Source organism: Dickeya ananatis, assembly GCF_019464615.1.
Classification (GTDB): Bacteria; Pseudomonadota; Gammaproteobacteria; order Enterobacterales; family Enterobacteriaceae; genus Dickeya; species Dickeya oryzae.
In genome coordinates this window covers 4,051,330-4,072,734 of the sequence record NZ_CP040816.1, presented here as the reverse complement: position 1 = coordinate 4,072,734, position 21,405 = coordinate 4,051,330, and the positions used below count along the sequence as shown (strand labels likewise).

The 21,405-nt window shown below is 53.6% G+C and carries 16 protein-coding genes; 6 read left to right on the top strand and 10 right to left on the bottom strand.

The genetic code is table 11. The annotated features are described in order from the left end of the window. Positions 1-131: 131 nt before the first annotated feature. The 10 genes from FGI04_RS18165 to ltnD form a co-directional block, all read right to left on the bottom strand. The gene (locus tag FGI04_RS18165) at positions 132-605 is read right to left on the bottom strand and encodes an Hcp family type VI secretion system effector (RefSeq protein WP_015848341.1); all 474 of its coding nucleotides are present in this window, start codon (positions 603-605) and stop codon (positions 132-134) included. A gap of 296 nt (positions 606-901) precedes the next feature. Next, positions 902-2,515, bottom strand: coding sequence for a methyl-accepting chemotaxis protein (locus FGI04_RS18160; protein WP_407337085.1), 1,614 nt, complete (start codon positions 2,513-2,515; stop codon positions 902-904). Between the two features lie 439 nt (positions 2,516-2,954). Then, the gene (locus tag FGI04_RS18155) at positions 2,955-4,583 is read right to left on the bottom strand and encodes a methyl-accepting chemotaxis protein (protein ID WP_342699658.1); all 1,629 of its coding nucleotides are present in this window, start codon (positions 4,581-4,583) and stop codon (positions 2,955-2,957) included. Positions 4,584-5,165: 582 nt separating this feature from the next. After that, complete coding sequence (locus tag FGI04_RS18150) at positions 5,166-6,866, bottom strand: methyl-accepting chemotaxis protein (protein ID WP_342699657.1); 1,701 nt, start codon at positions 6,864-6,866, stop codon at positions 5,166-5,168. A gap of 568 nt (positions 6,867-7,434) precedes the next feature. Continuing rightward, a complete protein-coding gene (locus FGI04_RS18145) occupies positions 7,435-9,123 on the bottom strand; it encodes a methyl-accepting chemotaxis protein (RefSeq protein WP_407337084.1) in 1,689 nt (562 codons plus the stop codon). A gap of 420 nt (positions 9,124-9,543) precedes the next feature. Next, on the bottom strand, positions 9,544-10,917 hold the full coding sequence (locus tag FGI04_RS18140; RefSeq protein WP_342699655.1) for a GntP family transporter: 1,374 nt from the start codon (positions 10,915-10,917) through the stop codon (positions 9,544-9,546). Positions 10,918-11,260: 343 nt separating this feature from the next. Next, on the bottom strand, positions 11,261-12,043 hold the full coding sequence (otnI, locus tag FGI04_RS18135; protein ID WP_407337083.1) for a 2-oxo-tetronate isomerase: 783 nt from the start codon (positions 12,041-12,043) through the stop codon (positions 11,261-11,263). Between the two features lie 2 nt (positions 12,044-12,045). Next, positions 12,046-12,705: a 3-oxo-tetronate 4-phosphate decarboxylase gene (gene otnC, locus FGI04_RS18130; RefSeq protein WP_407337082.1), complete on the bottom strand. Its 660-nt coding sequence runs from the start codon at positions 12,703-12,705 to the stop codon at positions 12,046-12,048. Between the two features lie 17 nt (positions 12,706-12,722). Next, entirely contained in the window at positions 12,723-14,000 is a 1,278-nt protein-coding gene (otnK, locus tag FGI04_RS18125) for a 3-oxo-tetronate kinase (protein ID WP_407340052.1), read from the bottom strand. Then, the gene (ltnD, locus tag FGI04_RS18120) at positions 13,997-14,947 is read right to left on the bottom strand and encodes an L-threonate dehydrogenase (protein WP_407337078.1); all 951 of its coding nucleotides are present in this window, start codon (positions 14,945-14,947) and stop codon (positions 13,997-13,999) included. Before ltnD ends, otnK begins: the two co-directional genes overlap by 4 nt. A gap of 282 nt (positions 14,948-15,229) precedes the next feature. On the opposite strand from ltnD, the gene ygbI reads away from it, so the two are divergent. From ygbI to ugpQ, 6 genes are all read left to right on the top strand, one after another. Beyond that, a complete protein-coding gene (gene ygbI, locus FGI04_RS18115) occupies positions 15,230-15,991 on the top strand; it encodes a DNA-binding transcriptional repressor YgbI (protein WP_342699650.1) in 762 nt (253 codons plus the stop codon). Between the two features lie 395 nt (positions 15,992-16,386). Continuing rightward, a complete protein-coding gene (gene ugpB, locus FGI04_RS18110) occupies positions 16,387-17,706 on the top strand; it encodes a sn-glycerol-3-phosphate ABC transporter substrate-binding protein UgpB (protein WP_226511596.1) in 1,320 nt (439 codons plus the stop codon). Positions 17,707-17,779: 73 nt separating this feature from the next. Further along, positions 17,780-18,667: a sn-glycerol-3-phosphate ABC transporter permease UgpA gene (ugpA, locus tag FGI04_RS18105; protein ID WP_016942805.1), complete on the top strand. Its 888-nt coding sequence runs from the start codon at positions 17,780-17,782 to the stop codon at positions 18,665-18,667. A gap of 26 nt (positions 18,668-18,693) precedes the next feature. Then, positions 18,694-19,542: a sn-glycerol-3-phosphate ABC transporter permease UgpE gene (ugpE, locus tag FGI04_RS18100; RefSeq protein ID WP_023641019.1), complete on the top strand. Its 849-nt coding sequence runs from the start codon at positions 18,694-18,696 to the stop codon at positions 19,540-19,542. 6 nt (positions 19,543-19,548) lie between these two features. Further along, positions 19,549-20,625, top strand: coding sequence for a sn-glycerol-3-phosphate import ATP-binding protein UgpC (locus tag FGI04_RS18095; protein WP_342699649.1), 1,077 nt, complete (start codon positions 19,549-19,551; stop codon positions 20,623-20,625). Next, the gene (gene ugpQ, locus FGI04_RS18090) at positions 20,622-21,365 is read left to right on the top strand and encodes a glycerophosphodiester phosphodiesterase (protein ID WP_407274358.1); all 744 of its coding nucleotides are present in this window, start codon (positions 20,622-20,624) and stop codon (positions 21,363-21,365) included. Before FGI04_RS18095 ends, ugpQ begins: the two co-directional genes overlap by 4 nt. Positions 21,366-21,405: the final 40 nt, after the last annotated feature.

Sequence of the window (21,405 nt, the reverse complement as noted above, 5' to 3'; positions counted from 1 at the left end):
TTATTATACCAGCAACACTCCAATTTATAGCACTCTGGCTTTACTCGTTTGCCATAATTACTTGCCTGAGTAACCTCTTTGGAGGTTTGCGTATTGCCTTCTTTCTACATATACAATATATCACGACAAGATTAACTATCACTCCATATGCTATATCCTGATGTACCTGCAGTTTTATGGTTCCATGCAATAGTTTTATACTTGAGCATAACGACCTCATAGGGTAAAGAACCATTATCATTTAATGAGTGAGGGTAACTCGCTGATACCTCTACAATTCTAGCATCGGTAAGCTTTAACTCATAAAAAACCTCTAATTGCCCTGCTTGATTTGTTCTATAAAAGAAAAAATTAGCAGTGAGCGACTCATTTGATGTTACAGAAACACCAAGTAAAGGTGACGACTTATCTATTGGCTTAATCAACTGTATAGGATGATGAGCAACATTCTCCTCTCGGGTTATCGTATGATTTAACCCCAACACCTGTATTTGATTTTCATGCCCTTGCTGATAACGATTGCCAATAGAGTCTAATGTTGAACACCCTGAAGAAATTAGCCCTTGCTGATCACCTTCTAGCGTAAGATAAATTACATGAGACATTGATTACCATCCTTGTGTAAATAATATTAATAATGCAGATGGATAATACATTAAAAAAATTCAACAAAGAAATTAAATGAGCATCTCAAAAATAGCGCTAATGTGGATAATCATGATCTTATTTTTTAAACCCAAGAATCTTCCATGCACGTAACAGATTGAAATTTAATGGTTTAAATAGATATCGCTCACGGTTTAACAGGAGTAAACCCCGTGGGTATAAAGGGGGAAGTGGCGTTTATTTTCCACTTCCCCAAGGCCTCATCAGTAAGGCCGGTAGAGAGGTTAGTGTGGCGTCAGCGCCAGCCGCAAATCGCTACGGGGGCGGTACGCGACCTGTTCATGTGATGATGTTCAGTCACGATGAACGCATTCACCAACTGTACCAGATGGCTGGCCTGGGTATTCAGGCTGTCGGCGGCGTTGGCGGACTGTTCCACCAGTGCGGCGTTTTGCTGAGTGACCTGATCGAGCTGGCTGACAGCCTGATGAATCTGGCCGATGCCGGATTCCTGCTCACCGGTGGTGACCCCAATCTCATTAATTAATTCAGCAACATGACGTGCCTGGGAGACGATCTCCCCCATCGTGACACCGGCATGGCTGACACGATGAGAGCCACTTTCTACTTTCTCCATACTTTCGGTGATCAGTGCCTTGATTTCCCGGGCGGCGGACGCGGAACGCTGCGCCAGTGAGCGCACTTCTCCGGCAACTACCGCAAAGCCACGGCCTTGCTCACCAGCGCGGGCGGCTTCCACCGCGGCGTTTAGCGCCAGGATGTTGGTCTGGAAGGCAATACTGTCGATGACGCTGATAATGTCGCCAATTTTTTGTGAGCTGCTGGTGATCTCTTGCATGGTACAAATCACGTCGCTCACCACCTCACTGCCTTTGGCGGCCGTCTGGCTGGCGGCGGTTGCCAGCAGGGCGGCTTCGCGCACGGTTTCGCCGTTTTGATGAATCGTCTGGCTCATCTGCTCCATCGACGCGGCGGTTTGTTGCAGGCTGGCGGCTTGCTCTTCGGTACGCTGGCTGAGGTCTGCGTTGCCGATGGCGATTTGTTGCGACCCGATGGCGATAGATTCGCTGCTCTGTCGCACCTGACTGACGATGTGACTGAGGTTGTCGCGCATGGTATGCATGGCGGCCAGCAGGCTGTACTGGTCGTTGGCGTGTAACTGCACCTCTACCGCCAGGTTGCCTTGTGCCACCTGTTGGGCGATATGTGAGGCATAGGCTGGCTCACCGCCCAGTTGCCCTTTCACCTGACGGGTAATCAACCAGGCTACCAGCGCACCCAACAGCGCACTGATGGCGGTGACTATCAACAACAGACTACCGGCGTCGCGGGCATCCGCCATGAAATGCTGGGACATCTCGACCGTGTCATTCTTGTGTTCCGTTATCATGGTATCCATCACGTTGAACAGTGTGGCCTGGGTGCTCAGTAGCTCACCCAGAATTAACGTGTGGGCCTGTTCTTGCTGGCCGTTCATGCTCAGTTCCATGACTTTTCGTACCGCATTGGAATAAGGCGGACGTGCCTGATTGAGCTGCGCCAGCAATTCACGTGACTTTTTCAGCTTCAGTTTTTCATCCAGCAACCTGAGCAGGCTGTTATTCCGTTCGATAAGTGTGTCGAGGCGGCGCTTTTCCTGCGCGAGAAGTGTGGTGTCGGTTTGTATTGCGCTTTCCCGAATGATTCGGGCGGCGGCATTGAAGTTATCTTTAATTTCCTGCATAGCAATCAGGTTATTCAGGCGGATATTGGACAGGTAATCCAGATTATTGCCCACATGAATCAACTGGCTGCGCCCGAAAATGGCCACGGTAAAACCGATCAGAATGACCAGTATAAAACCGGATCCGAGCATAGTGCCGAGCTTCATATTTTTTAGTATCTGCATCGTGTGCCTTATTTTATTTTGGTGTTGCCGTCATGCATGAATCTGCATCCCTGGAATGAAACAAAAGCGCGTATACCCGTCATACTTCCGGTGGCAGGCGTGTTGTCCTGCCATTCGAGTGATGTGGGGTATCGGTGGTAAAGACGGTAGATGTAACTTCACCGGCGAAACAACCTGTAGCGAATTGATTTCAACTTGTTATCGTTGAGTTGCGAAATGATTTTTTAATTAATTAACTTTTTAACAAAATCCATGCGCTGCTTTAACCGACATGACAGGTAGCGTGCAGGTGAAATAAAGGCAGGTGATTGATAGGGCGATAGAAATCGCTTTTGCTCACGGTTTAACAGGAGTAAACCCAGCGGGCATAAAGGGGGAAGTGGCGTTTATTTTCCACTTCCCCCAGGGCCTCATCAGTCAGACAGGTGATCTGGCTAGGTTAGTGTGGCGTCAGCGCCAGCCGCAAATCGCTACGGGGGCGATACGCGACCTGTTCATGTGGCTGATGATGTTCAGTCACGACGAACACATTCATCAATTGCACCAGATGGCGGGCCTGGTCGCTCAGGCTTTCAGCGGCGCTGGCCGATTCTTCCACCAGTGCGGCGTTTTGCTGAGTCACCTGATCGAGCTGGTTGACCGCCTGATTAATCTGACTGATGCCGGATTCCTGTTCAGTGGTCGTCACACCGATCTCTTTGATTAATTGGGCGACGCGGTGTGCCTGCGTCACGATATCATCCATGGTTGTCCCGGCGCTGCCGACCAGTTGGGCACCGCTTTCTACCTGCTCCATGCTTTCGGTAATCAATTCCTTGATTTCCCGGGCGGCGGAGGCAGAGCGTTGCGCCAGCGAGCGCACCTCACCGGCCACAACCGCAAAGCCACGGCCTTGCTCACCGGCACGCGCCGCTTCCACCGCAGCGTTCAGCGCCAGGATGTTGGTCTGGAAGGCGATGCTGTCGATGACACTGATGATATCGCCGATTTTGCGCGAGCTGGCGCTGATGCCATCCATCGTGCGGATAACATTGCCTACCACGTCACTGCCCTTAGCAGCGGTATCGCTGGCATGCGCCGCGAGCTGGGCTGCCTCTCGCACCGTTTCACCATTCTGGCGGATGGTCTGGCTAATTTGCTCCATGGAGGCGGCAGTTTGTTGCAGGCTGGCGGCCTGCTCTTCGGTGCGACTGCTCAGGTCGGTATTGCCCATGGCGATTTGCTGAGAACCGGTGGCAATCGATTCGCTGCTCTGGCGTACCTGACTGACGATATGGCTGAGGCTGTCACGCATCGTGCGCATGGCCGCCAGCAGGCTGTGCTGGTCGTCGGCTTTGAGCATCACATTCACCGACAGATCGCCTTGCGCCACCTGTTGGGCGATGTGTGAGGCATAAGCGGGTTCGCCCCCCAGTTGCCCTTTAATACGGCGGGTAATCAGCCAGGCAATCAGGCTACCGATGAGGGTAATCAATACCGCCAGCGAGAGCATGATGACACCGGCGTTGACAGCCTGAGATTGCGAATTGTCCGCTGTCACGGCGGTGGCGTTTTTTTGGTAAGCCAGCATGGTGTCGATGACCTTAAAGAGCGAATCCTGAGCACGGCGTACATCAGTGATAATCAGCTCTCTGGCTTCGTCGTCTTTATTCGCCAGCCCTTTGTCGAGAGCTTTCTTGAGCGCTTCCTCATAAATCGGGCGGTTTTGGTCAAGCTGCGCAATCAACGCTTTCTGTTCAGGGGTGGTCGCGGCGTTACGGAGTGTTGCGATAATCTCGTCATTTCTGGGGACCATATTATCAAGGCGTTGTTTTTCTACCGCCATTTGTTGTGGTTCAGAGAGCAAGACGATATTCCTGATGACCCGGGCAGCAATATTCAAGTTGTCTTTGTATTCCTGTATCAACAGTAAATTGGTGATGCGCTTTTTGGATAATGTCTGAATATCTGTGCCGAGCTGGCGTAATTGCAGTTGACCATAAATCGCCACCAGAAAACCGATGACGATAACCATCGTGAACCCAATACCTAACATAGATCCTAATTTCATGTCTTTAAAAAAACGCATAACGTCACCTTTTTATATAAGCTGTATTTTATCCCTGATATATATCCGAATTATTTCGGGTATAAATGTTGGCTTCCGTAGCGTATTTCAGGCAATAACAAGACCGCTGGCGAAATAGTGTCGTCAGGGAAATGCTGTCCTGCGGGTGAGAATTAAACCGTTAATGTGCTAATCTATTAGCAGCTCTAATTTAAATCAAGGCATGTACGACATTGTGCATTCAGGTATTTAACCGCCTGAAAATGAGTGCTCTTCCTGAACGAATTGCAGTATGTAGGGTTTTTTTACGTTTGTCGATAAATGTAATAAAAATTTTTATTATTGTTTACTCAATAGTTATTGATGTAATTAGATTCATTTTATTAATGAAAGTTACACAATGTATTTTTAAATAAAAACATATTTTTTGCAATGGTATTGCCGTAGGAAGCGTATTTGGCGTGCTAATCCCAGCAAAATAAACGCGCGTTAATACACATACGCTGTCAGATGGCGTCCGTCCCTTAGGGCAGGGGCACAAAAAAACCGCCACGGTGACGTGGCGGTTGGAGGAAGGTGTTGCGGTTCGTCGTGTTGTCGGGCTTAGAACTGTTCCCAGTCGTGGTTATTGTTTCTGCTCGCCAGCGCGGGTTTCAGGGCCGGTTTAAGTGCGGCTGGCTTTTTTAACGCCGGTGCAGTCTGCGGCTGACGACGCGGCGACGTAGATGGTGACGGTGCAACTGAGGCGTGCGCAATGTTAAACACACTCATCAATTCCACCAGCTTCGCGGCCTGTTCGCTCAGGCTTTCAGCGGCACTGGTCGATTCTTCCACCAGCGCGGCGTTTTGCTGGGTGACGCTATCCAACTGGGTGATGGCCTGATTGATTTGCGAGATACCGGATTCCTGTTCCTGCGTGGTGACGCCGATTTCGCTAATCAGTTCCGCCACATGCTGCGCCTGAGTCACAATATCCGTCATTGTTTCACCGGCATGCGACACCAGTTGAGAGCCGCTTTCCACTTTTTCCATGCTGGTGGTGATGAGTTCTTTAATTTCACGGGCGGCAGACGCTGAACGTTGTGCCAGTGAGCGAACTTCCCCAGCGACCACCGCAAAACCGCGTCCTTGTTCACCGGCACGGGCAGCTTCTACCGCGGCATTGAGCGCCAGGATGTTAGTTTGGAAGGCGATGCCGTCAATCACGGTAATGATGTCGCCAATCTTACGGGAACTGGTGCTGATGTCGCCCATGGTGGCGATAACATCGCGTACCACATCGTTACCTTTGGTCGCCGTCTGGCTGGCAGCACTGGCAAGCTGGGCGGCTTCGCGCACGGTGTCGCCATTCTGGCGGATAGTCTGGCTAATCTGCTCCATCGAGGCAGCGGTTTCTTGCACGCTGGCGGCCTGCTCTTCGGTACGGCGGCTCAGGTCGTTGCTGCCGATAGCGATTTCACTGGAGCCGGTGGAAATCGATGCGCTGCTGTCGTGTACCTGATGGACGATATCACTCAGTCTGGCACGCATGTCTCCCATGGCAGCCAGCAGGCTGGTGGTATCGCCGGTTTGCAGTTCGACGTTGATGGCCAGGTTGCCGCTGGCAATCTGACGAGCGATATCAGAGGCATACGCCGGTTCGCCACCCAGCAGCTTTTTGATACGGCGGGTAATCGACCAGGCGATCGCGATACCCAGTACCGTCGAGATGGCGGTGAGTGCCAGCATCAGCATACCGGCGGTACGTGCCGCGTCGCTGGCATCGTCAGCCGATTTACGGGTGTCGCTTTTCTGGTAGCTCACCATATCGTTGATGGCTTTGAAGTAATTTTCCTGCGCCGGTTTGACTTCATTGATGATGACAGCTTTGGCTTCATCCATCTTGTTATTCAGGGTGAGTGCAAGGGCTTTTTGCGTGGCCGCGAGGCTGATCGGCCGAACCTGATTGATGCCATCAAACAGCGATCTTTCTTTGGGGCTGACGGACAGTTCGCCGATGCGTTTGATCACCTCGCTGTTTCGCGCGATGGTTTTGTTAATTTGCTGCTTATACTGCTCCACCTGATCCGGTGCGGTGAATAACGTCAACTCGCGTACCACAATCGCGATGCTGTTCAGGTTATCTTTCAGTTCCTGAACCAGCAGTAATCCTTCCAGTTGGTCGCTGGCCAGGGTATTGATGGTGTTGCCTTGCTGGCGCAATTGCAACTGCCCATAGCCAGAGACGAAAAAGCTGATGACCAGTACGATGGCAAAACCTGTGCCCAGCATAGTGGCAAGTTTCATATTCTTCAGAATGCTCATGGTGTATCCCCCGAATGTTGTTTTTAATCACGACAAACCGGTGCGTGTTACCCGTCATTCTTCATGTTGCAGCGTTATTTTCTGCCTTGCCGCAATATGAATTATTACGGGCATAAGAAAGAACGAATACCAAAGTCGCCAGGTTACTTGTGATGTCGAGGGTTAATCTAATCGACGAGCCTTTGTTATATCTTAAGATGTGAAATAAATTTTATTAATTGTGAATTTATTTTTTTAATCATTAACAATCAGTATGTTACGTTTGTTTTTTTATTTTCTTTGGTGGCTAAAAATAATAATAGTCATGTGCGTTACTTTATATCGGGTGACGACATTTAAATCTGAGAGAATAGTTTTCAATAAAATGCGTATTATTGCTGGTATACGACAGCGGTTGATAATGGCCCCAGTTATTAATAGCCCCGGTTATTAAGAATGATGTCAGGCATGGCGGGTGTAAGGGGTATAAACCGGTATCGTGAACCCAAACGGCGTATTGACGGTAATCCGTTGACGGGATAAAGAATGAGCCGCCACGTTGCCGTGGCGGTCTCGGGAGAAAAGGTGCTTAGAACTGTTCCCAGTTGCTGTTGCTGCCGGTGTCGTTCGCCAGTGCCAGTCTGGACGGCGCTAACTTATGCGGTGGTATTCCCGATTTCTGCAATGAAGGAGGCTGCTGATGACCAAAGGTATTCTGAATTGTGAAGATACTCATCAGTTCCACCAGTTTTGCTGCCTGCTCACTCAGGCTATCGGCCGCACTAGCTGACTCTTCTACCAGAGAGGCGTTCTGCTGGGTGACCTGATCGAGCTGGTTGACCGCATCGTTAATTTGCGAGATGCCGGATTCCTGTTCATGCGTGGTCACACCGATTTCGCCGATCAAATCCGCGACGTGACGTGCCTGCTTCACCAGCTCGTCGATGGTGGAACCGGCTTCGCTGACCAGTACCGAGCCTACTTCCACTTTTTCGACGCTGGTGGTAATCAGTTCCTTGATCTCTTTGGCAGCGGAAGCAGAACGCTGCGCCAGGTTTCTGACTTCACCGGCAACGACGGCAAAGCCGCGCCCTTGTTCACCGGCACGGGCCGCTTCCACCGCCGCGTTGAGGGCCAGAATATTGGTCTGGAAAGCAATGCCATCAATGACGCTAATAATGTCGCCAATTTTGTGCGAGCTGTGGGAGATCTCTTCCATGGTGCGAACGATGTTACTGACGGCCTCGCCGCCCTTGGCGGCGGTTGAGCTGGCGGATTGCGCCAGTGTGGTCGCCGTACGTACGGTATCGCCGTTCTGGCGGATGGTCTGGCTCATCTGCTCCATTGAGGCGGCTGTCTGTTGCAGGCTGGCGGCCTGCTCTTCGGTACGCTGGCTCAGGTCGGTGCTGCCAGCAGCGATTTCGCTGGCACCGGTGGCGATAGATTCACTGCTCTGGCGTACCTGGGTCACGATCTGCCCCAGTCTCTCCCGCATGTCGTTCATGGCGGCTAACACGCTATTGCTATCGCCTGAGCGCAGTTCAACTTGAAAAGCCAGATTGCCGTCGGAGATTTTCTGCGCTGCGGCGGCGGCTTCGGCCGGTTCGCCACCCAACTGGCCTTTTACCGTACGGGTGATAAGCCAGGCGGTCAGCGCACCGAGTACGGCGGCGCCCAGCGCCAGCGCCAGCATGAGTGAACCATCGGAACGGGCATCACGCATCGAGCTTTCGACCACATTCATGGTGACTTTCTTTTGAAAGTCGAGCATGTTGTCCAACGCCTTGAACACGCCGTTTTGGGCGGTTTGCATGTCGTTAAGGATCAGGTCACGCGCCTGAGTGCGTTGTTCCTGCTGGGTGGACATCCCCAGTGCGACGGCTTTATTAAAGGCTTGCAGATAAGCCGGACGCGCCAGCGTCAGTTGGTTGAGCTGGTCACGCGTTTCCGGCGTATCCAGCCGTTCGGAAAGTTGTTTAAGGACCTCGGTGTTACGCGCGATCTGCCGGTCTATCTGCTGCTTTTCAGCCGCGATACGCTCGGGGTCGTCACTGAGCGCGATATTGCGTACCAGACGGGAATTGGTATCGAAGCCGGTTTTGGCTTCCTGAATCAACATCATATTGGTGAGGGTCGTGGAGGAGAGGTGATCAATGTCATCACCGAGTCCCACCAGTTGGGTTCGGCCGAAGGTCGCGACCAGCAAACCGATTACGATGACCAGAGCGAATCCGGCACTCAGCATGGTGCCCAGCTTCATTTTTTTTAGCGCGTTCATAGATGTCCTTAACGTCGTGTATTCCATGTATTATTTTTACCTCGTCCAAGAGGTTAAATAGTTCTAAATGTGTATCATTCAGGTTGATTCTATTTCATATGAATATTTCTGTGAGCTAGCCGGCAATTCTCCTGTTTATTACATGTATTCTATGAATAGATAAGATGATGTTTTATAAGAGCCAGTAACATGGATCGTTGAAATCAATGAGTAACGTAAAAATAGCCTTAAATAAAATTAGCCATAGATGTGCTGGTTAATAAGAGTAAGGAATATAGTTTGATTTGTCGAATGTAAAGTGCGAAAGGTCAAATAAAACACCACCTGATAAGTTCAGATGGTGTTTTTACAATTTTGGTCGTACTTTTACAGTTTTACGTTAAAGAAAGGGAAGAGCGCAGAAGTAAGAAATGATGCCTATCAAATAATAAACCACAGCATCTGAATAATGATGAAACCCACCAGACCCATCACCGTGGTCAGTACCGTCCAGGTTTTCAGACCGTCGGCGACCGACAGCCCCAGATAGCGGGTTACCACCCAAAAACCGGCGTCATTGACGTGGGACAAGCCCAGCCCACCAAAACAGGCGGACAGCGTGACCAGCACCAACTGCATGTGACTCATGCCACTGACCGCCTGACTCAGTAAACCACTGGTGGTGATGATGGCGACGGTGGCGGAGCCTTGCGAGGCCCGCAGCGCCAACGAGATGATAAAGGCGGCTGGAATGATGGGCAGATGAATGGCGGTCAGGGATTCGGCCAGCGCTTTGCCGACGCCGGATTCCACCAGTACCTTACCGAAGGCACCGCCAGCGCCAGCGACCATGATCACCGCGGCGGAGGTAGGAATGGCGGCGCTCATCACATCACTGATTTTGTCTTTCGACCAGCCGCGACGCAGTGCCAGAAAATAGGTCGCCAGTGCCAGAGCAATCAACAGGGCAACTGCCGGTGTGCCCGCCAGTACCATTGCTTTACGCAGCAGGTTGTCGGCAGGCAGGATGGCAGCGGCAATGGTGCCCAGCAGAATAATACCGATAGGGATAACGATCAGGCTGGCTATCAGGCCAGCGCCAGGGACCGCTGGATGGCCGGGCAATGTGCTGGGTTTCGGTAATGTGCTGGATTCCGGTTTGGATAACTGCATCTGTTCCAGCACCTCGATCGACAACGCATAGTGGCGACGGTTCATGCTACGAGCGGTAAAGTAGCCGACAATACTGGCCGGAATAGCGATGGCGATACCGACTATCATCAGCCAGCCAATGTCGGCACCCAGCATGGCACCCGCCGCCGCCGCGCCCGGGTGGGTCGGTAGCGCGACATGTACTGCCAGCATCACCCCTGCCATTGGCAGGCCGAATTTTAGCGGCGAAACATGGGCGACTTTACTGAACCCGTAAATAATGGGGACCACGATAATAAACCCGACCTCAAAAAACACCGGGATACCCAGAATAAAGGCGGCCATGGTCAGCGCGGCCACGGTGTGTTTGGGGCCAAGGCTGCGGGTAAAGCGCTGAGCGAGTGATTCTGCGCCGTTGGAGGCTTCGATCATGCCTCCCAGCATGGCACCAAGACCAATGATGATAGTGATGGAGCCCAGTAAACCGCCCATGCCGCCGGTGATGGCTTTCATGATGTTATCTACCGGAATACCGGTAGCGAGTGCCACCATGAAACTGACAACCAGCAGCGCGACAAAAGGATGAACTTTGGCCTTGATGACCATCAGCAGCAGAATCAGGACGCCAGCGATGGCGATGGTAAGCAACAGCGCGGTAGACATAGGTTATCCTCGCAATGGGGAAAGCGGTTATTTATATCGTTATGCGTTATATACCCGTCATACTTTAAGTTGCAGGTGTGTTGGCTGCGTTCGTTCACCCGAATCACTTACTTAAGTAAGCTCATCGGGATTCACTCTCTTGCCGCCGTCCTGCAACTCAAATTATTTAGGGTATCAATAAGGGTGTCCCACGAATATCTGGCGGCAATATGTTTGCGTCATTTTTCATAAAAAATGCATCGCAGAAATTACTATGCCGCCATTACTTCTTCAGGAAGCGTATTTTGAAATTTATCCCTGGTGGCAAGGCCACGGTGATAATTAATTCTGTTATTTCATTCGACTATGACAATAGATAAGGTTTTATCCAGGCCAATCCAGCTTCGGTATTGCCACGTGGATTATATTCACACCCAATCCAGCCGGAATAACCCATTTTGTCTAATTCATCGAAAATGAATGGATAGTTTATTTCCCCTTCATCAGGTTCATGACGACCCGGTACCGCCGCAATTTGAATATGACCATAGCGCCCTTTCATTTCGCGCAAAATATGTGTCAGGTTACCGTCAACAATTTGTGCGTGATACAGATCGACCTGCACCATCACGTTGCTGCGCTCTATACAGTTGACCATGTCCAGCGTCTGATATTGGCTGGCGAGGAGATAGCGTGGTTTGAGACCAGGATTTAACGCTTCCAACATCACGGTGATGCCGTAGGGCGCAAACAGATCGGCGGCGTAGCGAATATTGTCGATGTAGGTTTGTTGGCAGCGCTGAATATCGGCATGTTCGGGTATTACGCTTGCCATAATATGCACCGACGGACACTGCAGTACGATGGCGTATTCCAGCGCGAGCTGAATATCACGACGGGCGTCATCTACCCGGTCAGGCAGCGCGGTAACTCCCCATTCTCCGTCGGCGACGTTGCCTGGTGCGGTATTAAATAATACCTGTTGCAGTCCATGCTGCTTTAATTTCTCCGCCAGCAGGTCGGCGGGATATTCATAGGGAAACAGAAATTCAACAGCATTGAACCCGGCCTGTGCGGCAGCCTGAAAGCGGTCCAGAAAAGGCAGTTCGGTAAATAGCGTAGAAAGATTGGCGGCAAATTTCGGCATGATTAACTCCGTAATTCGGCAATTTCTTCATCCGTCAGATAACGGATGCGTCGATCACCAAGAATAAAAATCAGTCTGGCGGTTTCTTCCAGCTCTTCCATATTGTCTGCTGCGGCACGCAGGTCTTTGCCGGTAACAACCGGCCCGTGGTTGGCCAGCAGAAACGCCCGGTAATGCGGAGCTAGGCGGGCGAGGTCTTCCCCCAGCCGGGCATCGCCAGGGCGATAATAGGGCACCAGCGGGACAGGGCCTACCCGCATCACGACATACGGTGTAAACGGTCGGATCACATCCTGCGTATTCAGTCCTTCCAGACAAGATAACGCAGTGAGGTAAGCACTATGCAAGTGGACCACAGCGCGGCAGTCGGGATTATTCAGATACAGTGCCCGGTGAAAGCTCACCTCTTTAGACGGTTTGTCACCCGATAACCATTTGCCGTTCAGGCTGACTTTGGATAAGCGCTCAGCCTGTAATTCTCCCAGACACGAGCCGGTGGGGGTGGCGAGCAGGTTGCCGTCTTCCAGCAGCAGCGACAGATTACCGGCCGAACCGGTGGCATAGCCGCGCTGAAAGAATGATGTACCCAGCCGCACCATGTCTTCGCGGGCCCGTTGTTCGCTTAAGGTGATATGTTCACTTAAGGTGATATGTTCGCTCATGCACTCAGTTCCTATTGTTAACACGTTGAGGGTGACGAGGGATGCTGGGCGCGGGCAAAAAAGTTTTCATCGCCGAAGTTGCCAGACTTGAGCGCCAGCGACAGTGGGTGATCCACCGAGGTTACCCACGGCACGCCGGGCGAAATTGTAGGGCCGATATGGAAGGCGCGAATGCCAAGCGTTTGTACGACGATGCTGGAGGTTTCGCCGCCCGCGATGATAAAGCGGCGGAAACCCGCAGCCTGCAAGTGTGCCGCTACGCTGGCAAACAGGCTCTCCACCGCGCGGCTGCTGGCGGCGGCACCATATTGTTGTTGAATAGCACTCAGCGCCTGTGGTTCAGCGGTAGCGAACAGCAGGGGGGCCAATGTGTCATCCCGATGGGCGATCGCCCAATCGGCGAGTTCACGGGCGTAACGTTGCAACCCGGCTTCGCTTGCCAGACAGCGCGCGACATCCACCGCCTGACTGGCCGCCTGCTGGCGATAGCACGCCACCTGTTGGTTGGTCATCACCGAGCAGGAGCCGGAAAGCACCACGGCCGGGCCGGGTTGCGGCTCGCCCGCCTCTGTCGCCGGGCATGAGTCGGCGCCTGCCCAGACGCGCGCCAGGCCTATCGCCATCCCGGAACCACCGGTGACCAGCTTCATCGTTTGCAGCGCCTCGCCCTGCGTCAGCAAATGCTGTTCGTTTAGGGTGTCTAACACCGCGTAGCGGCAGCCTTGTTCACGCAGTTGCGTCAGTTGCTGTTGCACCGCCATGCTGCCTTGCTCCATCACACGATAAGGCACCAGTCCGCAACGTCCGCACGCCTGGCGTTCCATCAGCTGTAGCAGGCTGCTGTCGGTCATTGGCGTTACCGGGTGATGGCGCATACCGGAATCGGATAACAACTGATCCATCACAAACAGGTGCCCCTGATACACGGTGCGACCGTTGACTGGTAGCGCCGGGGAAATCACCGTCATCGATTCGCCCAGCGCGTCCAGTAGCGCGTCGGTCACCGGGCCGATATTACCGTTTGCCGTGCTGTCGAAGGTGGAGCAGTACTTGAAGTAAAACTGCTGACAATGCTGTGCCTGTAACCATGACAGTGCGCTCAGGGAGTCGTCGATAGCTTGCTGCACCGGACAGGATCGTGACTTGAGGCTGATGACCACCGCCTGAGCCTGCACCTGATAATCCGCCGTCGGTACGCCGTTGAGTTGTACCGTCGACAGGCCGTTTTGCACCAGAAAGCTGGCGATGTCGGTGGCACCGGTAAAATCATCTGCGATGACGCCCAGGGTAATCATGCGTCCTCCTGTGGTTGTGACAATCCTTGTTGTGGCAATCGTTGTTGTGGCAGTTCGATACCACTGAAAATCTTGATCACCGCGCTGTCGTCTTCTTTGCCGAAACCGGCGTTGCTGGCGGCGGTGAACATGTTGAACGCGGTGGAGGCCAGCGGTAACGGGAAGTGCAACGATTTGGCCGTGTCGGTAACCAGGCCCAGATCCTTGACGAAGATATCGACGGCAGATTTTGGCGTGTAGTCACCCTCTACCACATGTTTCATACGGTTTTCGAACATCCAGGAATTACCCGCTGCGTGGGTCACCACGTCATACATCACTGACAGCGGGATGCCGGCGCGGGCGGCCAACGCCATCGCTTCGGCACCGGCGGCGATATGTACGCCCGCCAGCAACTGGTGGATGATTTTTACTGTCGCGCCGAGGCCAATCTCTTCTCCGATGCGGTACACCTTACCCGCGACGGCATTCAGCACCGGTTCGAGTTTCTCAAACGCTTCGTGGCTGCCGGATGCCATTACCGTCATATCCCCGGCAGCGGCTTTGAGAGCACCGCCAGACACCGGCGCATCCAGCATCAGTAATTGGTGTTCCGCCAGTCGTTCGGCAATGCGTTTGGCATCCTGTGCTGAAATGGTGGAGGACACCATGACCGCGGTGCCCGGTTTTAGCTGTGCGGCGACATTGGCCTCGCCAAACAGAATGCTGTTGACCTGTGCGGCGTTGACCACCAGTAACACGACCGCATCGAGCTGTGCGGCAAAGTGGTCGATCCTGCTGTCGGCTTGTTCTGCGCCTTCCTGACGCAGCCGCTCTAGCGCGTGCGGGTTGATGTCTACGCCGTAGGTGGTCAATCCGGCGCGGATACAGGAGACGGCGGCACCGAATCCCATGGAGCCGAGGCCGATCACGGCGACAGCATACTGTGCGGGGGTCTGTGGGTTCATAGGGCTTTCTCTGTTAATTTTAGTGATATTTTGTTGTGATGTGTTAAATGTAGGCGCTTGTTATCGACAATGCGGTGATTTGTATCACACAAATTAACATCGATGGGGAAGACGACGTGAATCGGGTGACGGGGCATGAGGCGGCTATATTGGCGAATGTTGTGCTCTATTGCGGGTTGATGTCGGTGAGCGCATAGTTTGCGACGTGAATTTATGATAATTATCGCGCTCGGCACAGGGTGAAATCACAATAGTTATCACAGCAATTAACAGGAGTGGGGAGTGATACCGGTAGAACGCCATCAAAAGATTTTGTCACTGATTACTGAACGTGGTGTGGTCAGCATCAGTGAGCTGACGGAAATGCTGGGCGTATCGCATATGACAGTGCGGCGGGACGTACAAAAGCTGGAACAGGATGGATTGTTGCTCAGTGTGTCTGGCGGGGTACGTTCGCCGGAGCGGTTGGCGATGGAACCCTCTCATCAGGATAAGTCAGTGATGTTCAGCCAGCAGAAAGAGGCGATTGGTCGGCTGGCGGCACAGCAGATCCCGCACAACAGTTGCATTTACCTTGATGCGGGTACCACCACGCTGTCGCTGGCGCGCCAGTTGGCAGAGCGGGATGATTTACTGATTGTGACCAATGATTTCGCTATCGCCGCGTTGCTGATCGAATCCAGCCAGTGCCGCATGATCCACACCGGCGGCACCCTGTGCCGGGAAAACCGCTCCTGTGTTGGCGAGGGGGCGGCGCTGGCTCTGCGTAACTTGATGATTGATATTGCTTTCGTTTCTGCTTCCTCGTGGAGCCTGCGCGGCTTATCTACCCCTAACGAAGACAAGGTATCGGTGAAACGAGCAATTATCGAGGCCAGCAGTAAACGCATCCTGCTCAGTGACGCCTCCAAATATGGCCGTATCGCGACCTGGATTGCGACGCCGATAACGGTATTCGACAGCATCATTACTGATAACGGGCTACCCGTCGCCGCCAGAGACGCACTGGGGAAGATGGGGGTAACGGTGATGGTGGCCGGGTGAGACTGACTAATGGTGTGTTAACTGGCCGGCGTGATTAGGCATCGCCGTTATTCTTCAGGTCGCAGAAGTGCTGGCGGCGGCTCACGTTTTGCGGTGTCGTTTTTTGTGCTCAAGAGAGAGGGGATCATACCGACTATGGCTGACGGCTACGGTTATGATTCTCAACAACGTACTGATTAAAAAATCAAATTCGGTTACTGACCTTTCAATCTTCCCCGTTTCCTTTCCGCCAATGCAATCGTATGCACCTGTCATGGCGTTGTCATATTGAGGTTATTTTTCTGTCATCTGAGCGTGTCATGTTACCTGCCGAATATAAAACGCGCTTTTTCGCTCATGGCGCTAACAACGAATCAGTACTTACAGCAGTACTCACCATGATCTCAGGAGACAGCATGTTTCAGCACGCTATCCGTAAAACTGCCGCCGTCGTCATTATGGCATTAGCCGCCAGCGTACAGGCGCAGGCCGCTACCGAAGTCCAGTTCTGGCATTCAATGGAAGGGGAACTGGGCAAGACCGTTAATTCTCTGGCTGACCGCTTCAACCAGACACACAGCGACGTCAAAATCGTTCCGGTGTACAAAGGCAACTACGAGCAGAGCCTGGCAGCGGGTATCGCCGCGTTTCGTAGCGGTAACGCCCCGGCTATCCTGCAGGTGTATGAAGTTGGTACGGCGACCATGATGGCCAGCAAGGCTATCAAGCCGGTCTACCAGGTCTTCAAAGACGCGGGTGTGCCGTTTGATGAGAGCATTTTCGTGCCGACCGTTTCCGGTTACTACTCTGATGCCAAAACCGGTCACCTGCTGTCCCAGCCGTTTAACAGCTCGACGCCGGTGCTGTATTACAACAAAGACGCCTTCAAAAAAGCCGGTCTGGACCCAGAGCAGCCGCCGAAAACCTGGCAGCAGATGGCTGATTACACCGCCAAGCTGCGCGCGGCAGGTATGAAGTGCGGTTACGCCAGCGGCTGGCAGGGCTGGATTCAGATTGAAAACTTCAGCGCCTGGCACGGCCTGCCGATCGCCACCAAAAACAATGGCTTCGACGGCCTTGATGCGGTGCTGGAGTTCAATAAGCCGATTCAGGTCAAGCATATTCAAATGCTGGAAGACATGAACAAGAAAGGCGACTTCACCTACTACGGCCGTAAAGACGAGCCGACCGAGAAGTTCTATAACGGTGATTGCGCGATGACCACCGCGTCATCCGGCTCGCTGGCGAATATTCGTCAGTACGCCAAATTTAACTACGGTGTGGCGATGATGCCGTATGACGCCGATGTGAAAGGCGCGCCGCAGAACGCCATTATCGGTGGTGCCAGCCTGTGGGTGATGAGCGGCAAAGACGCGGCGACCTATAAAGGCGTGGCGGAATTCATGCAGTTCCTGTCTACACCGGAAATCGCCGCCGAGTGGCACCAGAAGACCGGCTATCTGCCGATCACCACCGCCGCTTACGAGCTGACCAAAAAGCAGGGTTTCTATGACAAGAACCCCGGTGCTGATATCGCCACCCGTCAGATGCTGAACAAAGACCCGCTGCCGTTTACCAAAGGGCTGCGTCTGGGCAACATGCCGCAGATTCGCACCATCGTCGACGAAGAGCTGGAAAGCGTCTGGACTGGCAAGAAAACCCCGCAGCAGGCGCTGGATGCCGCTGTGGAACGCGGCAACGTACTGCTGCGTCGCTTCGAACAGGCGAACAAGTAACCGCATTCCGGGCCGAAGGGATTCGGCCACCCCTGTCTTTTCCTGAGCATCCCGTTTTTTGAGAGCCTTGTACATGAGTGCTTCCCGTCCTGTTTTTGGCCGCAGCTTGTTGCCTTACCTGCTGGTGCTGCCGCAACTGGCCATCACGGTGGTTTTTTTCCTCTGGCCAGCCGGGCAGGCGCTCTGGTATTCGGTGCAGAGCGTTGACCCGTTCGGCCTGTCTAGCCAGTTTGTCGGGCTGGAGAACTTCATTAATCTGTTCCACGACAGCTATTACCTTGGCTCGTTTTACACCACGCTGCTGTTCAGCTTTCTGGTGGCGGCTTCAGGGCTGGTGTTGTCGTTGTTTCTGGCCGCATTGGTGGATTACACCCTGCGTTTTAGCCGCCTATACCAGACGTTGCTGATTCTGCCTTATGCGGTTGCGCCCGCGGTGGCGGCCGTATTGTGGATGTTTTTGTTCAACCCCGGTCTGGGGCTGATTACCTGGTTATTGCACCAGTTGGGCTATGACTGGAACCACGCGCAGTACAGTGGTCAGGCGATGTTTCTGGTGGTGCTGGCGTCGGTCTGGAAGCAAATCAGCTACAACTTTCTGTTTTTCCTCGCGGCGTTACAGTCCATCCCCCGTTCGCTGATTGAAGCTGCGGCGATTGATGGTGCCGGGCCGGTACGCCGTTTCTTCAATCTGGTGCTGCCGTTGATTTCACCGGTGAGCTTTTTCCTGTTGGTGGTCAACCTGACCTACGCCTTCTTCGATACCTTCCCGGTTATCGATGCCGCGACTGGCGGCGGGCCGGTACAGGCGACCACCACGTTAATCTACAAGATTTACCGTGAAGGGTTTGCCGGTCTTGATCTCTCCAGTTCGGCGGCGCAGTCGGTGGTGCTGATGCTGGTGGTGACCGTGTTGACGGTTATCCAGTTCCGCTTTGTCGAGCGTAAGGTGAATTATCAATGAGCCATTCTGCCATGACCGCAAGCCGGATGATTGAGAACCGTCGCGGGCTGGATGTCTTCAGCCACGCCATGCTGGTCGTCGCCATTGTGGTGGTGCTGTTCCCGCTGTATGTCGCGTTTATCGCTGCCACCATGAGTCAGGAACAAATGTCACAGGTGCCGATGTCGCTGCTCCCCGGCGGTCACCTGTGGGAAAACATGGTGTATATCTGGCAGCACGGTGTGGGTGACAACAACAGCGCGCCATTCGGCCTGATGCTGTTTAACAGCTTTGTGATGGCGCTGACGATCACCGTCGGCAAAATCAGCGTCTCGATGCTGTCGGCCTACGCCATTGTCTATTTCCGTTTTCCGTGCCGTAACCTGTTCTTCTGGATGATTTTTTCCACCCTGATGTTGCCGGTGGAAGTGCGTATTTTCCCGACGGTGGAGGTGATTTCTCACCTGAATATGACCAACAGTTATGTCGGGTTGACTCTGCCGGTGATGGCGTCAGCCACCGCCACGTTTCTGTTTCGTCAGTTCTTTATGACGCTGCCGGACGAACTGCTGGAGGCGGCGCGTATCGACGGTGCCAGCCCCATGCGCTTTTTCTTCGACATGGTGTTGCCGTTGTCTAAAACCAATCTGGCGGCGCTGTTTGTCATCACCTTTATCTATGGCTGGAACCAGTATCTGTGGCCGCTGTTGATCATCAATGACCCTCGTTTGGGTACGGCGGTCGCCGGTATCCAGAGCATGATCGCCACCGGCGATACCGCTACCCCCTGGCATCAGGTGATGGCGGCGATGCTGATGACGATGTTACCGCCGCTGTTGGTGGTCTTGCTGATGCAACGCTGGTTTGTTCGCGGTCTGGTTGATAGTGAGAAATAAAACCCTATGGCATGCTTAAAACTTCAGGCCGTCACCAAATCCTACGACGGCAAAAATCAGGTGATTCGACCGATTGATCTCGACGTGGCGGACGGCGAATTTGTGGTGATGGTGGGGCCGTCCGGCTGCGGTAAATCGACCCTGCTGCGCATGGTCGCCGGGCTGGAACAGACCACCAGCGGCGATATTTATATCGGCGATGAGCGCGTGACGGATAAAGAACCCAAAGATCGCGGTATTGCGATGGTGTTCCAGAATTACGCGCTCTATCCGCATATGAGTGTGTTCGACAACATGGCCTACGGCCTGAAAATCCGGGGTTTTGGTAAAGAACAGATTCGCCAGCGGGTGGATGAAGCGGCGCGCATTCTGGAATTGCAGCCGTTGTTGCAACGCAAACCGCGCGAGCTGTCTGGCGGCCAGCGCCAGCGCGTGGCGATGGGGCGCGCCATTGTGCGCGAACCGTCGGTATTCCTGTTCGATGAGCCGTTGTCCAACCTTGATGCCAAGCTGCGTGTGCAGATGCGTCTTGAACTGCAACAACTGCACAAGCGACTAAAAACCACCAGCTTGTATGTCACCCACGATCAGGTGGAGGCGATGACGCTGGCCCATCGTGTGATTGTGATGAATAAAGGCGTGGCGGAGCAGATCGGCGCACCGGCAGAGATTTACCGCAAACCGGCATCGCTGTTCGTCGCCAGTTTTATCGGCTCGCCTGCGATGAATTTGTGGGCCGGGCAGGTGAGTGCCGACGGTAGCCGGGTCGAGCTGTCGGCGGATTTTTCGCTGCCGTTGCCGGTGGCGAAACCGCAATGGCAAGGGCGCGCGGTGACGCTGGGCATGCGCCCGGAGCACATTGTGCAGTCCACCGCCGAGGCCGGTGGCGTACCACTGGTGGTGGACACGCTGGAATTGCTGGGTGCGGATAATCTGGCGCACGGCAAATGGGCGGGGCAGAATATTGTGGTGCGCCTGTCGCACGAGCATTGTCCGACGGTGGGAGAAACCCTGTGGCTTACTCTGCCGACGGTATCCTGGCATATATTTGATTCGCAAAGCGGATTACGGATGGAAGCATGACCCCGAACTGGCTTTATCCTGCTATCGTCGCCCACCGTGGCGGCGGTTCTCTGGCACCGGAAAACACACTGGCGGCGATTGATGTCGGCGCGCAGCATGGTCACAAGATGATCGAGTTCGACGCCAAGCTGTCGCAGGACGGGCACATCTTCTTGTTGCACGACGACACGCTGGAGCGCACCAGCAACGGTTGGGGCGTGGCGGGTGAACTGCCGTGGGACAAACTGGTCGGGCTGGACGCCGGTAGCTGGTACAGCAGCCAGTTTCACGGCGAACGCTTGCCGTTGCTGTCTGAAGTGGCGAAACGCTGCGAGCAGTACGGCATGGCGGCCAATATCGAGATCAAACCGACTACCGGCTGCGAGGAGCAGACCGGTCGCGTGGTGGCGCTGGCCGCTCGCGAGTTGTGGCGCAACCACCCTGTTGCGCCGCTGCTGTCGTCGTTTTCGGTCGAAGCGCTGACCGCCGCACAGCAGGCCGTGCCGGAGTTACCGCGTGGTCTGCTGCTGGATGAATGGGAGGAGGACTGGCGTAATCTGACGACACGGTTAGGCTGCGTTTCGATTCACCTCAACCACCGTCTGCTTGATGAAGCGCGCGTCAGACAGTTGAAAGACGCCGGGCTGCGTATTCTGGTGTATACCGTCAATCAACCTGATCGAGCTCGCACCCTGTTGCAGTGGGGCGTTGACTGTATCTGCACCGACCGGATAGATTTGATTGGACCGCAATTTAATTAACGTCGGCGGGTATCGTCTGTCCTGACAGCGTATGACGCCG